The sequence below is a fragment of the Nocardia sp. CA-107356 genome (assembly GCF_050946365.1).
Taxonomy (GTDB): domain Bacteria; phylum Actinomycetota; class Actinomycetes; order Mycobacteriales; family Mycobacteriaceae; genus Nocardia.
Map to the genome: position 1 here is coordinate 7,178,820 of NZ_CP191992.1, position 13,066 is coordinate 7,191,885.

The 13,066-nt window shown below is 66.3% G+C and carries 13 protein-coding genes and 1 pseudogene; 8 read left to right on the plus strand and 6 right to left on the minus strand.

All coding sequences use genetic code 11. The features are described 5' to 3' along the window. Positions 1-71 precede the first annotated feature (71 nt). Positions 72-1,979, plus strand: a pseudogene (gene acs / locus ACQP1G_RS32260) (acetate--CoA ligase); the annotation flags it as partial. 131 nt (positions 1,980-2,110) lie between these two features. Here acs and ACQP1G_RS32265 read toward each other — a convergent pair. Further along, positions 2,111-2,281, minus strand: a complete 171-nt coding sequence (locus tag ACQP1G_RS32265; protein ID WP_433193412.1) for a hypothetical protein — start codon at positions 2,279-2,281, stop codon at positions 2,111-2,113. Positions 2,282-2,800: 519 nt separating this feature from the next. Between ACQP1G_RS32265 and ACQP1G_RS32270 the strand changes: the two genes are divergently transcribed. The 3 genes from ACQP1G_RS32270 to ACQP1G_RS32280 are packed head-to-tail and all read left to right on the plus strand — an operon-like array spanning position 2,801 to position 4,514. Next, the gene (locus ACQP1G_RS32270; protein WP_433193413.1) at positions 2,801-3,457 is read left to right on the plus strand and encodes a hypothetical protein; all 657 of its coding nucleotides are present in this window, start codon (positions 2,801-2,803) and stop codon (positions 3,455-3,457) included. Then, a complete protein-coding gene (locus ACQP1G_RS32275; RefSeq protein WP_433209003.1) occupies positions 3,447-4,031 on the plus strand; it encodes a DUF6529 family protein in 585 nt (194 codons plus the stop codon). The genes ACQP1G_RS32270 and ACQP1G_RS32275 overlap by 11 nt, the downstream gene beginning before the upstream one ends. Positions 4,032-4,052: 21 nt before the next feature. Beyond that, positions 4,053-4,514: a Rieske (2Fe-2S) protein gene (locus ACQP1G_RS32280; RefSeq protein WP_433193414.1), complete on the plus strand. Its 462-nt coding sequence runs from the start codon at positions 4,053-4,055 to the stop codon at positions 4,512-4,514. 67 nt (positions 4,515-4,581) lie between these two features. Here the strand turns inward: ACQP1G_RS32280 and ACQP1G_RS32285 are convergent, their stop codons facing one another. Next, a complete protein-coding gene (locus ACQP1G_RS32285; protein WP_433193416.1) occupies positions 4,582-5,046 on the minus strand; it encodes a VOC family protein in 465 nt (154 codons plus the stop codon). Between the two features lie 123 nt (positions 5,047-5,169). After that, entirely contained in the window at positions 5,170-6,123 is a 954-nt protein-coding gene (locus ACQP1G_RS32290) for a hypothetical protein (RefSeq protein WP_433193417.1), read from the minus strand. 80 nt (positions 6,124-6,203) lie between these two features. Between ACQP1G_RS32290 and lspA the strand changes: the two genes are divergently transcribed. The 3 genes from lspA (at position 6,204) to ACQP1G_RS32305 (ending at position 8,563) form a co-directional block, all read left to right on the plus strand. Then, positions 6,204-6,905, plus strand: coding sequence for a signal peptidase II (lspA, locus tag ACQP1G_RS32295; protein WP_433209006.1), 702 nt, complete (start codon positions 6,204-6,206; stop codon positions 6,903-6,905). Between the two features lie 73 nt (positions 6,906-6,978). Continuing rightward, the gene (locus ACQP1G_RS32300) at positions 6,979-7,905 is read left to right on the plus strand and encodes an RluA family pseudouridine synthase (protein WP_433193418.1); all 927 of its coding nucleotides are present in this window, start codon (positions 6,979-6,981) and stop codon (positions 7,903-7,905) included. Continuing rightward, positions 7,898-8,563 (plus strand): hypothetical protein, encoded by a 666-nt coding sequence (locus ACQP1G_RS32305; protein WP_433193419.1) that lies wholly within the window; start codon positions 7,898-7,900, stop codon positions 8,561-8,563. The genes ACQP1G_RS32300 and ACQP1G_RS32305 overlap by 8 nt, the downstream gene beginning before the upstream one ends. A gap of 8 nt (positions 8,564-8,571) precedes the next feature. On the opposite strand, the gene ACQP1G_RS32310 is transcribed toward ACQP1G_RS32305, so the two are convergent. The 3 genes from ACQP1G_RS32310 to ACQP1G_RS32320 form a co-directional block, all read right to left on the minus strand. Further along, entirely contained in the window at positions 8,572-8,706 is a 135-nt protein-coding gene (locus ACQP1G_RS32310) for a hypothetical protein (RefSeq protein ID WP_433193420.1), read from the minus strand. Between the two features lie 34 nt (positions 8,707-8,740). Continuing rightward, positions 8,741-9,559: a PhzF family phenazine biosynthesis protein gene (locus ACQP1G_RS32315; protein WP_433193421.1), complete on the minus strand. Its 819-nt coding sequence runs from the start codon at positions 9,557-9,559 to the stop codon at positions 8,741-8,743. Between the two features lie 79 nt (positions 9,560-9,638). After that, on the minus strand, positions 9,639-12,062 hold the full coding sequence (locus ACQP1G_RS32320; RefSeq protein WP_433193423.1) for an HAD-IC family P-type ATPase: 2,424 nt from the start codon (positions 12,060-12,062) through the stop codon (positions 9,639-9,641). Positions 12,063-12,096: 34 nt separating this feature from the next. Here ACQP1G_RS32320 and rarD point away from each other — a divergent pair, with 34 nt between their 5' ends. After that, complete coding sequence (gene rarD / locus ACQP1G_RS32325) at positions 12,097-13,029, plus strand: EamA family transporter RarD (RefSeq protein ID WP_433193425.1); 933 nt, start codon at positions 12,097-12,099, stop codon at positions 13,027-13,029. Positions 13,030-13,066: the final 37 nt, after the last annotated feature.

A 13,066-nucleotide genomic window follows, 5' to 3' on the forward strand; every position in this document is an offset into this window, starting at 1 on the left:
CGCATCCGGCTGACTTGCCGCCCTTGCTGTTTCGATAGGAGAGATCGACGTCGACCAGTGCAACCACCGACCCGACCACCTACCCGCCGGATGCGGAGTTCGCCGCGAACGCGAACGCTTCGGGTGCGCTGTATGACCTTGCCGCCACCGATCGGCTGGAGTTCTGGGCCGAGCAGGCTCGGCGGTTGCACTGGCATCAGCCGTGGACGCGGGTGCTCGACTGGAGCGACGCACCCGTCGCGAAGTGGTTCGTCGACGGCAAGCTCAATGTCGCCTACAACTGCGTGGACCGCCATGTGCTCGACGGATACGGCGATCAGGTCGCCATCCATTGGGAAGGCGAACCGGGCGACTCCCGAGATATCACCTACGGCGAATTGCTGGCCGAAGTCTCCAGGGCGGCAAACTATTTCACCGAACTCGGGCTGCGGACCGGCGATCGTGTCGCCATCTACATGCCGATGGTTCCCGAGGCCGTCGTCTCGATGCTGGCCTGCGCCCGGCTCGGGCTCACACATTCGGTGGTATTCGCCGGTTTCTCGCCGACGGCCTTGCGTCAGCGTGTCGATGACGCCGGTGCGCGTCTGGTGATCACCACCGACGGGCAGTGGCGGCGCGGTACGGCGGCGCCGCTCAAGACCGCTGTCGACGAGGCGCTGGCCGATGGTGCGCACACCGTCGAGCACGTACTCGTGGTGCGCCGCACCAATATCGAGGTCCCATGGACCGAGGGACGCGATCTGTGGTGGCACGACACCGTCACCGACGCCGCCCCCGATCATCGAGCTCAGGCCTTCGACGCCGAGCATCCGCTGTTCATCCTCTACACCTCCGGCACCACCGGAAAGCCCAAGGGCATCCTGCACAGCACCGGCGGCTACCTCACCCAGGCCGCCTACACCCACCACAACGTCTTCGATCACAAAGCGGGACAAGACGTTTACTGGTGCACCGCCGATATCGGCTGGGTCACCGGACACAGCTATATCGTCTACGGCCCGCTGGCCAACCGTGCCACCCAGGTCGTCTACGAGGGCACACCCAACTCCCCCGATGAGCACCGGCATTTCGACATCATCGAAAAGTACGGCGTCACCATCTACTACACCGCCCCCACGCTGGTGCGGACCTTCATGAAGTGGGGCCGCCAGATCCCGGACGCGCACGAGCTGTCCTCGCTGCGGTTGCTCGGCAGCGTCGGCGAACCGATCAATCCGGAGGCGTGGCGCTGGTACCGAGAGGTACTGGGCGGCAACCGGACTCCCATCGTCGACACCTGGTGGCAGACCGAGACCGGCGCCATCATGATCTCCCCGCTGCCCGGTGTCACGGCCGCCAAACCGGGTGCGGCCATGACCCCGCTGCCCGGCATCAGCGCGAAGATCGTCGATGACGACGGCGGCGAACTCGACCACGGCCGCTCCGGACTGCTGGTACTCGATCAGCCGTGGCCCTCGATGCTGCGCGGCATCTGGGGTGATATGGATCGGTTCCGCGAGACCTATTGGGACCGATTCGCCGATCGCGGTTGGTATTTCGCCGGTGACGGCGCCAAGCTCGACGACGACGGCGACCTCTGGGTGCTCGGCCGAGTCGACGATGTCATGAATGTCTCCGGGCACCGGATCTCCACCGCCGAAGTCGAATCCGCGCTCGTCGGGCATCCGTCGGTCGCGGAGGCCGCGGTGGTCGGCGCGAACGACGCCACCACCGGCCAGGCCATCGTCGCCTTCGTCATCCTCACCGCGGGTGCGCACAATTCCGGCGATGCACTGATCGGTGAGTTGAAAGCCGCCGTCTCCCGGGAGATCAGCCCCATCGCCCGCCCCAGGGAAGTCCACATCGTCCCGGAACTCCCGAAAACCCGCAGCGGCAAGATCATGCGCCGTCTACTCCGCGATGTCGCAGAGGGTCGCCAACTCGGCGATACGTCGACCCTCGTCGACCCGAAGGTCTTCGAGGCCATCGCCCGCGGCTAGGCGACGCTTCCGGGCGGACCCGGCCACCGCAATGATGAGGGGGACCGGGTCCGCCCCGCCGCGTCGGCGGCACGCCACCGTCGGGATCGCTCCTCGAACACCGCGACCCGACCGCCGCCCTCGCTCTGCATCTATCCGCCCTCGACGGCGCACAACGCATCGCCGCGCCCCGCGACACCACCTTCGCCATCGCCGCGCTGGCCGCCGAACTGGGCGAATACGAAACCACCGCAACCCTCTTGGGCACCGCCGAGGCCATCCGCGTCATCAACGACATCCCCCTGCTCTGCGCCGAACGCCACGACATCGACCGTCCTATCGCCAAAGTTCGTGCCGCCCTGGGTGATTCAGCCTTCAACACCGCCTACGCAAGTGTGCCGATCTGGGTCCAGCGCAAGCAAGTGACCTCGCCGCTGCGATCACCACTCCGCCAGCGGCAGGTCAACTCCGTCGGTAATGCAGCAGATCGAGCCCGATTCCGGCGACGGCGGGGCATCGGCCCGGTTCCGCCGGGACGCGAAGAATTCCGATGGCATTCCTGCGCTTTCGAACATCATGCCGACCATGTGAAATGCAACGACCGCCGACGCCGGTACCGGTTGCACCGCAACGGAAAGCGGATGGCAGCTTCCGGCAGCGTCGCCTGGCGACCGATTCGCCCTGCTAGAAGGCTTGCCTCACTGACTGATCGGTAAGAACCGACACATGTGTGACACGCCGCTCGACGAATGTCGCGAATGTCGGTTTGAACCGTTGGACGGGTCTACCACGTAGACAATGCGAACAGCGGCACCCGGCGGCCGCACATCGAGGAGACCCCTATGAGACGACTGGGACCGTGGCTCACCCTGGCGGCAGTGGCTGTACTCGGCCTCGTCCTCTTGGTCATCAATATGTCCAAGGACACCGAACCGCCAGCGGCGAAGACGAACACGGTGGCCACCACCACCGTGCCCACGACGCAGGCACCACCGACCACCGCTGCTCCCGCGACCGCACCCTTCCCGGCCAAGGCCGACTACGTCGGCAGGATTCCGCTGGCATCGGGCGGCACCATCACCCTCGAGATCACCGTCGCGGGTGATAAGGCCATCGCCTACGCCTGTGACGGCAAGTCGATCGAATCCTGGCTGCGTGGCAGCGCGACGAACGGATCCCTGCAGCTCACCGGCAAGGACGACGCCGAACTGACCGGCACCTTCGATGGTGCAACGGTGCAGGGCACCCTCGGGATCGCCGGCAAGCAGTGGACTTACACTGCCGCCCCGGTACAACCGCCCGCCGGACTCTATATCTACAGCGCGGCCGGAACCCGCCAGAGCTGGATCGTCGACGCGAACGGTGGGGTCACCGGCGTCCAGCGCAATCCGGACGGCTCCACCGCACCGGCGGTCGCCCTCGCATCCGATGCGACCGCCGTCGTCAACGGCAAGAAGGTCACGGCGAACAAGGTAAGTGGTGGTGACAGTGTCGGCTGATCGAGAAGCACCGACGGTCCGGGTGAATCCGAGCCGGGCATCGGCGGCGGGCATCGTCATTGCGCTGCTCGTGGGCGCGGCGGTTTCGGTATTGCTCGGCGTGTACGCGAAACAGCATGATCCGCGGTTCTTTTCGATCAACGTGGCTGGATTCTCCAGTCCGGTGGCGGTGAAAACCTGGCTGGCCACCCTCGCCACCGCACTCGCGCTGTTCCAATTCGTCTCGGCGCTGGCCATGTACGGCAAATTCGACGCGCTTTTCGCCGAGACCCCGCCGTGGATCGGCACCGTCCATGTGTGGTCGGGCCGCCTGGCCGTACTCGTTACCGTTCCGGTCGCCGTGCACTGCCTGTACGCGCTGGGTTTTCAGGACTACGAGAACCGCGTGCTGATCCATTCCCTGTTCGGCTGTTTCTTCTACGGGGCGTTCGTCGCCAAAATGCTGCTATTGACCCGAAAGGGGCTGCCCGGCTGGGTTATTCCGGTCGCGGGCGGTCTGGTGCTGACCGGGCTGACCGGTCTGTGGCTCACCTCGGGCCTGTGGTTCTTCCAGCACAACGGCATTACCTTCTGACCCTTCTGATCGGAGTCCGCTATGACCAACAATGATCTCGTTCTCAACCGCCGTACCGTCGTGATCGCGAGTGCGAGTGCGGCCGCCGCCGCGGCCGCGCTGACCGCGTGCAGCACCTACGGCAAGGACGACACCGCCCGAGCCGAAGCACCCAAACCCGCCGCGGGATCGGCCGGACCGAATGTGGCCGCCGGACAACCGAGTCCGAACGCCATCGCCTCGAGCTCCGAGGTACCGGTCGGCGGCGGTGTGATCAAGGGCGATGTGGTGGTGACCCAGCCGAATGCCGGTACATTCGTCGGCTTGGACTCGACCTGCACGCATGCGGGCTGCAAGGTTGCCACGGTATCCGGCGGCACCATCAACTGCGCCTGCCACGGCAGTAAGTTCGGCCTCGACGGCTCGGTGGTCAACGGCCCGGCTACCCGCCCGCTCGCCGCGAAAGCGGTTCACGTCGAGGGTGACTCGATCGTGCTCGGATAGGTCCCCGGCACACATCGGTCCGCGCCGCGCGGCATATCTGCCGCGCGGCCTACCGCCCGAGCACAGGTCAGGTGCCGAACAGTTCGGCCATCCGCCGGTCCATCTCGTCCGGCGGGACATCCTCGACATGGGTGGCCACGGTCCACCGGTGGCCCCACGGGTCCTCGAACGCACCACTGCGATCACCGTAGAACTGAGTGGTCATGGGCGTGAGTTCCTTGGCGCCCGCGGCGAGGGCCGCGGCGTGGGCGGCGTCGGCGTCCTCGACATAGACGTACAGGTTGACGGGAGTGCCGCCGACCGTCTTCGGGTCCAGGAAATCCATATCGGGAGCCGGATCGCCGACCATGATGAGCGAGTTGCCGAACATGAGTTCGCAGTGCGCGACCTTGCCGTCCGGTCCCGGCATGCGCATCCGCTCGGATGCGCCGAAGATGTTCTTGTAGAAGTCGATGGCGGCGGCCGCGCCGTCGATCGCCAACCCGGGAGAGACCACCGGATATCCCTCGGGGATCGGTTTGACATCGGACATGGGATACCTCCGATCGAGGCGTTTGTCGGATAGGTGCGAGCCTATTCCTCGGAACCGACAAAAAGACCTGGATCGGCACTTTGATCTAACGACCTGCGGCTGCCCACGGGACGACGGGAGCCCTCACTCGGTCCAGGTGACCTGCGTATTGATCGTCTGCTGCAGCATGCTCGCGCTGCGCGGATCACGGTAGGCCTGATGCCCGCCGACGGTAATGGATCCGGCCACCGGCAGCGGCAATCCGAGGTCGACGGTGATCGTGCCCGCACCCTGCATGACGTAGTCCTTGATATCGAGCGTGCCCGCGTTATTGGGCAGCGTCCACACCTGCGACTTCGGCGCCTGGATCACCTCGAGTTCGATGGTCAGCCGATCGCCGTCGCGCTCGGTCAGCGTCGCGGTGGTCACCTGGTCGAGTGCGACACCGCCGTCGACCTCTTGGCGCACCGTCCACACCGCACCCTCGCCGACGGGTTGGTCGGGGAAGGTGATCGAACGGTAGACCGCCTGATAGAAGGCCTGCTCCAGGGCAGCGCGGGCGGAATTGGAGGTGTCCGGTGACGGGGCGAGGCGCAGCGCGGTAATCGCACCGAGGTCGCTCATATCGAATCCGGCGTGCGAACCACCGGCGGCCGTGAGTGCCTTGGCCAGCGACGGATCCGGGGTGGAGATGGTGCCGAGGGTCAGTTCCACACCGTCGGCGTCGGTCTGGGCCGTCATCGGAATCGTCAGCGGCGGCGAAGAGAAGTCGCTCGGCGGTTGATCATTGATCTGCTGCTCGATGTGATGATCGGTGCGCAGCGTCACCTGCTGCTCCGTGCCCGCCGGATAGGCGGGACGCAGCAGTGACCGCGGCTCCTCGCCCGCCGAGAGGACGGTGGTGACCGCAGCCGAGATCGGCACGGTCACTTCCTTACCGATGCCGAGCGGTTCGGTGCTGTCGGCTTCGACACGCGCGTCGGAGCCGTCACTACAGCCGACGCCGAACGCGGAAAGTCCGACCGCCAGCACCATCAGCAGCACACCCGAGCGCGCAATTCGGGGTACGTGGGGGGAAGACAACACCGTCACGAGCATCAGAGTACGACCGCTTCCTGAGTGTCAGCTGGGACATGCAGGTGACCGCGTGCGCAGGGCATGTCGTTACTCGAGAGATGATGGTCGGCGTGAGTGACGACCGGCCGCCCGAGGACAACACCGCCGATGACGCGGTGCCGCACAGCGACGACGCAGAAACCCCGACGCCAACCACCGATTCCGGGAAGCCCGCGGCAGCGCTGCGGCTACCCACGCTACTGATCATCGCCGCGGTGCTGCTCGGTCTCGACCTGCTCACCAAGACCATCGTCGTCGCGAAGCTGACCCCGGGCGATCCGGTGCCGATCATCGGCGATTTCGCACGGCTGTCGCTGGTGCGCAACCCGGGCGCGGCGTTCTCGATGGCGACCGGCATGACCTGGCTGCTCACGCTGGTCGCCGCGGCCGTGGTGATCGGTGTGATCCGCATCGGCCGCACGCTGCGCTCGCTGTGGTGGGCGATCGGGCTCGGCATGGTGCTCGGCGGCGCGCTCGGCAATCTGGTCGACCGGTTGTTCCGTGCGCCGGGACCGCTGCAGGGACATGTGGTGGACTTCATCGCGGTCGGCTGGTGGCCGGTGTTCAACCTGGCCGACTCCTCGATCGTGTGCGGCGCAATCCTGTTGGTCGTGCTCACGGTCTTCGGTTTCGAGCCCGACGGCACCCGCACCGGGCACGGCCGCGCCGAGGAGACCGCCACCGATACCGCCGCAGCGCCGGACGACACACCGTCGGACAACGGTGCCAACGGCACGGCCAGCAGCAAGGGGACGGCGGCATGACCGAGCACAGCGAGCGAACCATGTCACAGCGAGCTTCGCTCGTGCCGGAACCGAGCACCAGCGAGGTGCAGGCATGAGAGAAACACGGACCATGCCCGTACCCGATGGACTCGACGGCATGCGCGTCGACGCCGGACTGTCCCGGCTGCTCGGCCTGTCCCGCACCGCCGTGGCCACCCTGGCCGAGGAGGGGTCGGTGCAGCTCGACGGCGTCGCCGCGGGCAAATCGGATCGCCTGGTCGCTGGCGCCTGGCTCGAGGTCGAGTTCCCCGAACCCAAGCGCGAACTCACCATCGAGGCCACCCCGGTGGCGGGAATGAAGATCCTCTACGCCGATGACGACATCGTCGCCGTGGACAAACCCGTCGGCGTCGCGGCGCATACCGGCGTCGGCTGGACCGGACCGACGGTGGTCGGCGGACTCGCCGCGGCGGGCTACCGCATCTCGACCTCGGGGGCGCACGAACGGCAGGGCATCGTGCACCGGCTCGATGTCGGCACCTCCGGGGTGATGGTGGTCGCGCAGTCCGAACACGCTTACACGGTGCTCAAGCGGGCGTTCAAGCAGCGCACCATCGATAAGCGGTATCACGCACTGGTGCAGGGACATCCGGATCCGAGCAGCGGCACCATCGATGCGCCGATCGGCCGGGCCCGCGGCGACGCCTGGAAATTCGCGGTCACCGCGGACGGGCGACCGAGCATCACGCACTACGACACCGTCGAGGCGTTCCAGGCGGCGAGCCTGCTCGATATTCATCTGGAAACCGGGCGCACCCACCAGATCCGGGTGCATTTCTCCGCGATCCGGCATCCGTGCTGTGGTGATCTCACCTATGGTGCGGATCCGCGGTTGGCGGAGCGGCTCGGGCTGGAACGTCAATGGCTGCACGCGCGTTCGCTCGGGTTCAACCATCCGGCCGACGGTCGGTATATGGAGATCACCAGCGAATACCCGGACGATCTGAAGAACGCACTCGACGTGCTGCGCAATGCCTGACTCGATCCCCTTGCGCCGCATCGCCATTGCCGTTGCGGCGGTTGGTTTCGCCGTGCTCGTCGTGGTGCTCGGGGCGCTGAATCCGCCACGTCCGTCCGGTATCTCCACCGACCGGCTCGGCCCCGAACGGGGCGAGCCGGTCGCGGATTATCTTGTGCGGGCCCAGGATTCGCTGTCCGGCTCGGATACCAACGAGCACTGGGCCCTGGCCTCCTTCACCGAACCGCTTACCCCCGACCAGATTCCGGCACACAGCGGCAGTCTGCGGATCGCCGCGGCCAGCCACCATGTGTCGATCCCCCGCGTGCACACCCCGATCGTCACGGTCCAACTCCCCGCGGGCAATACCGTCGCGGTCGCCTCGGCCGATAACGCCGCCTGGCAACTGCTGGCCGAACACCCCGCGGACGATCGCACCAGCCGCGTCACCGCAGTGTCGGTGGCTCGTCTGCGCGCCGGATGCGCATGCACCGTCGGCCTGGTGGTTCGCGGCCGACTCTCCGAACTCCGAAATCTCGCCGCCCAGAACGAGATCCGTGCCGTTCAGGCGCTCCCCGCCGACGCCGTCGCCCTCAGCTTCGCGATCGTCCCGCTACTGCCCGAGTACGAGGACATCGCCCTGCCCGGCCCGGATGACGGCGCGGTACCGGACCAGTAGTCGCCACATCACTTGTTGGTGTAGTAGGTGATGCGCATCGACTCGTCCAACTCCGATGCCGTCCGCGATTGCGGCTCATCCGGTGCCACGTCCAACGGACGTCGATGGACACCGAACCCGCCGCACTGCTCGATGCCGTCCACACCGTGGCGGGTTTCAGCTATGCGGCCGGGCTGGTCAATCCGGCAGTGTCACAACACCATCCAGATACCGGCGGCACCGTCCGATGAGCAGCACCCGGTCGCCCGCGAGTTCGCAGCGCAGGCTGCCGCCACGCTGGGACAACTGACGCGCACTGAGTGCGGTGCGGCCGAATTCGCGGCTCCACAGCGGAACCAGTTGGGCATGTGCCGATCCCGTGACCGGATCCTCGACCACGCCGAGGTCCGGTCCGAAGACGCGCGAGACGAAGTCGACGGTATCGCCGGGCGCGGTGATCACGGCGTCGAACGCGAGCGGCGGGAAGGCTGCGAAGTTCGGCCGAGCCTCGCGCACCTCCCGCTCGGAGCCGAGGACGATCACCTCGTCGAATCCGGTGTACGCGCGCACCGGGCGCACCCCGAGCGCCTCCACCAGTGCGGGATCGGGAGCGATCTCCCTGGATTCCAGGGCGGGTAGGTCCAGTACAAATTCGTCGTCATCGGTGCGGTCGACGTGTAGCCAGCCGCTACGCGTGAAGAAGCTCACCCGGTCCTCGCCCGGGTGAATGTCCTCGAGGATCTGCGCGGCGGTGGCCATGGTGGCATGGCCACACATGTCCACCTCCATCGTCGGGGTGAACCAGCGCAGGTGCCAGGCGGGCCACTCCCCTGGTGGCCCGCCCGCCTCGACGGGTAATTGAGAGGTGTAGAAGGCGGTCTCGGCGAGGTTGTTCTCCGCGGCCAGATGTTGCAACAGCTCGTCCGGCAGCCAGGTGGGCAGCGGCATGACCGCGGCCGGGTTGCCCGAGAACGGTTCGTCGGCGAACGCGTCGATCTGGTGCAGCAATACCTCCATAGTCGAGAAGGTACTCCAACCCTGAATGATCCCTTCGCACAAGGTATCTCGCGGCGCGGCGGGTCACATGTCCAGTTGTTCAGGCGCCCCCGCCCGGTGAGCTCGGAAGTAGCGTGTGCTTCTCGCCCTGAACTGCGGCGGCGATCCACCAAGCGGCCTCGACGAGCACGATGCCGACTGCGCCGCAGATGAACGCCGCGGTGGTGAGTTCGACATTCGAGGGGTCGAGTTTGAAGAAATGCCTGGTGAACGGGATTGTGAACAACAGCACATAAGCGGCGATCGAGGCGCCTATGAGCACCACCTTCCACCACACATACGGCCGGGCGACGATGGCGAGCACCCACACCGCGATCATGATCAAGGTGATGAGCGCCGTGGTGCCCGCCTGCTCCTTCTGCTCGAAACTGGCATCCGGCCCCGCGTAGGCGATCAGGTAGGCGATGAAGGTGGCGACGCCGATCACCACACCGGATGGAATCGCCAAACGCATGACGCGCGAGACGAATCCGGAGCGGGCGCGTTCGTTGTTGGGAGCCAGCGACAGGATGAAGGCCGGGATGCCGATGGTGAACCAGGCCGCGATCGTGACATGCCTTGGCAGGAACGGATATCCGATCGGATCGTAGCCGAAGATCTGCGAGCCGACACCGGCGATACCGACCAAGAAGGCGAGCAGTACCGAGTACACGGTCTTGGTGAGGAACAGATTCGAGACCCGCTCGATATTGCCGATCACCCGGCGGCCCTCACCGACCACATACGGCAGCGTGGCGAATTTGTTGTCCAGCAATACGATCTGTGCGACCGCACGGGTGGCCGGACTGCCCGAGCCCATCGCCACACCGATATCGGAATCCTTCAGCGCCAGTACGTCGTTCACACCATCACCGGTCATGGCGACGGTATGGCCGCGAGATTGCAAGGCCGCCACCATGGCTCGCTTCTGATCCGGGCGCACCCGGCCGAAGGTGGTCTCGTGCTCGAGCACATCGGCGAGTGCGTGATGGTCCTCGGGCAATTCGCGAGCGTCGACCGCGTGATCGCCGCCGCGCAGATCCAGCGAGGACGCCACCGCACCGACCGAGACGGCATTGTCGCCGGAGATCACCTTGATCGAAACCTGCTGGCTGGCAAAGTAATCGAGGGTTTCGCGGGCATCAGGACGCACCTTCTGCTCGAGCACGACGAGCGCCGCGGGGTCAACGGCGCCGGGTGCGTCGACGGCGTCGACGGGACGGTCGCTGCGCGCCAGCAGCAGAATGCGCAGACCCGAAGAACCGAGTTCCTCTGCGACGCGGGCATCTTCGGAACTCGGGTCGAGCAGCACATCGGGCGCACCGAGCAGCCAGTCGCCGTGTTCGCCATAGGAGAAGCCGCTCCACTTCTTCGCCGAGGAGAACGGCGCGACCGCGGTGTGCCGCCAATTCGGTCTATCGGTCAGCTCTTCGCCGATCGCCTGCACGCTCGCATTCGGACGCGGATCGTCGGCGGCCATGGCGGCCAAGGCCCGGCGCACCTCGGCGTCGTCGAATGAGCCGACAGTCTTGATATCCGAGAGCCGCATCCCATTCTCGGTGAGCGTGCCGGTCTTATCCGCGCAGACCACATCCACCCTGGCCAGCCCCTCGATGGCGGGCAGTTCCTGCACCAGACATTGGCGCCTGCCGAGTCGCACCACGCCGACCGCGAACGCGACCGAGGTCATCAGCACCAGCCCCTCGGGCACCATCGGCACCAGCGCCGCGACCATACCGGTCACCGCGGGCCGCCACGACTCCTTACTGGAGAACAGCTGGTTGTAGATGCTCAGCAGACCGGCCGGGATCAGCAGATAGGTGATGACCTTGAGAATGGTGTCGATACCGCTGCGCAGCTCGGACTTCACCAGCGTGAACTTGCTGGCCTCCTCGGCCAGTTTGGCCGCGTAGGCGTCCTTGCCGACCTTGGTCGCACGGTAGGCGCCGGAACCGGACACGACGTAGCTACCCGACATCACCGCCGCCCCGATCGGCTTGTCCACCGGATCGGCCTCACCGGTGAGCAGCGACTCGTCCACCTCGAGCAGTGCCGACTCCTCGACCGTGCCGTCGACGACGATCTGGTCGCCCGGACCGAGCTCGATCAGATCGTCGAGTACGACCTCCTTCGGTAGCACCTCGAGTGCCCTGCCGTCGCGGCGCACGGTCGGCTTGGCCTGGCTGACGATGGCCAACTGGTCCAGGGTGCGCTTGGCGCGGACCTCCTGAATGATGCCGACCGCGCTATTGGCGATGATCAGCAGACCGAACATGCCGTCGATGATCGAACCCGTCGCCAGCACCAGGACGAACAGCACGCCGAGGATGGCATTGATCCGCGTGAAGACATTGGCCCGGACGATGTCGCGTACTGAGCGGCTCGCCCGGTCCGGGACGTCATTGGTGCGTCCGTCGCGGCGACGCTGCTCGACCTCCGCCGCGGTCAGCCCGGTCACGGCAGTGTGAGGCACGGTAATCGACATGACCGCCAGGCTACCGAGAACTACGGTCGGTAGCGTGCAGCGAAGCAGGACGGTCCCGGGTGTTGTGTTCGGTATGGGCGCATTTCTGATCTGGGGACTGTTCCCCGCGTACTTCGGGCTACTGGCCTTCGCGAATCCGGCCGAGGTGGTGGCACAGCGGATCCTGTGGACGTTGGTGCTGGTGCTGGTGGTGCTCGCGGTGACGGGGCAGTTGGGCGGGCTGCGTGGGATCGACGCGCGGACCTGGCGGATGGCGGCGGTGGCGATCACGGCTCTGTCGATCAACTGGGGCGTGTACGTCTACGGCGTCACCTCCGGGCATGTGGTGGAGTGCGCGCTCGGCTACTTCATCAATCCGCTGGTGACGGTGGCGTTCGGCGTGCTGATCTTCGGTGAGCGGTTGGCCAGGGTGCAGTGGGCGGCGCTCGGGCTGGGTGCGCTGGCCGTCGCGGTGCTCACCGTCGACTACGGCAGACCGCCGCTCATCGCGCTGGCACTGGCCTGTTCCTTCGCGACCTATGGGCTGGTGAAGAAGGTGATTCCGCTGGACGCGCTGCACGGTATCGCGGCCGAGGGTTTGGTCGCCGCACCATTCGCATTGGCTTTCGTGATCGTATTCGCGGTGACCGGGCGCAGTGAATTCGCCAGCGGTATCGGGCATTCCGGATTGATGATCTCGACCGGTCCGGTCACCCTATTACCGCTGCTGCTGTTCGCCGTTGCCGCGCAACGGGTTCCGCTCTCGACCATGGGACTACTGCAGTACCTCACTCCGGCGCTGCAGATGGCCTGGGGCGTGGCCGTCGCGCATGAGGCGATGCCCGCGTCGCGGTGGGCCGGGTTCGCGCTCATCTGGGCGGCACTGGCGATCTTCACCGCCGACGCGCTCATGCGTGGGCGGCGGCGTGGGCAGCGGGGCACCGATGCCGCGGAACTCGAACCGTCGACTCTCGCAGACCGCGACTGATCTGCTATTCCCAGCCCTGGTTTCGTGGTGAGGGCAC

Coding starts and splice junctions, on each gene's coding strand:
- ACQP1G_RS32270 (WP_433193413.1), top strand. CDS start 2,801: ATGAGACGACTGGGACCGTGGCTCACCCTGGCGGCAGTGGCTGTACTC.
- ACQP1G_RS32280 (WP_433193414.1), top strand. CDS start 4,053: ATGACCAACAATGATCTCGTTCTCAACCGCCGTACCGTCGTGATCGCG.
- ACQP1G_RS32285 (WP_433193416.1), bottom strand. CDS start 5,046: ATGTCCGATGTCAAACCGATCCCCGAGGGATATCCGGTGGTCTCTCCC.
- ACQP1G_RS32290 (WP_433193417.1), bottom strand. CDS start 6,123: ATGCTCGTGACGGTGTTGTCTTCCCCCCACGTACCCCGAATTGCGCGC.
- lspA (WP_433209006.1), top strand. CDS start 6,204: ATGGTCGGCGTGAGTGACGACCGGCCGCCCGAGGACAACACCGCCGAT.
- ACQP1G_RS32300 (WP_433193418.1), top strand. CDS start 6,979: ATGAGAGAAACACGGACCATGCCCGTACCCGATGGACTCGACGGCATG.
- ACQP1G_RS32305 (WP_433193419.1), top strand. CDS start 7,898: ATGCCTGACTCGATCCCCTTGCGCCGCATCGCCATTGCCGTTGCGGCG.
- ACQP1G_RS32315 (WP_433193421.1), bottom strand. CDS start 9,559: ATGGAGGTATTGCTGCACCAGATCGACGCGTTCGCCGACGAACCGTTC.
- ACQP1G_RS32320 (WP_433193423.1), bottom strand. CDS start 12,062: ATGTCGATTACCGTGCCTCACACTGCCGTGACCGGGCTGACCGCGGCG.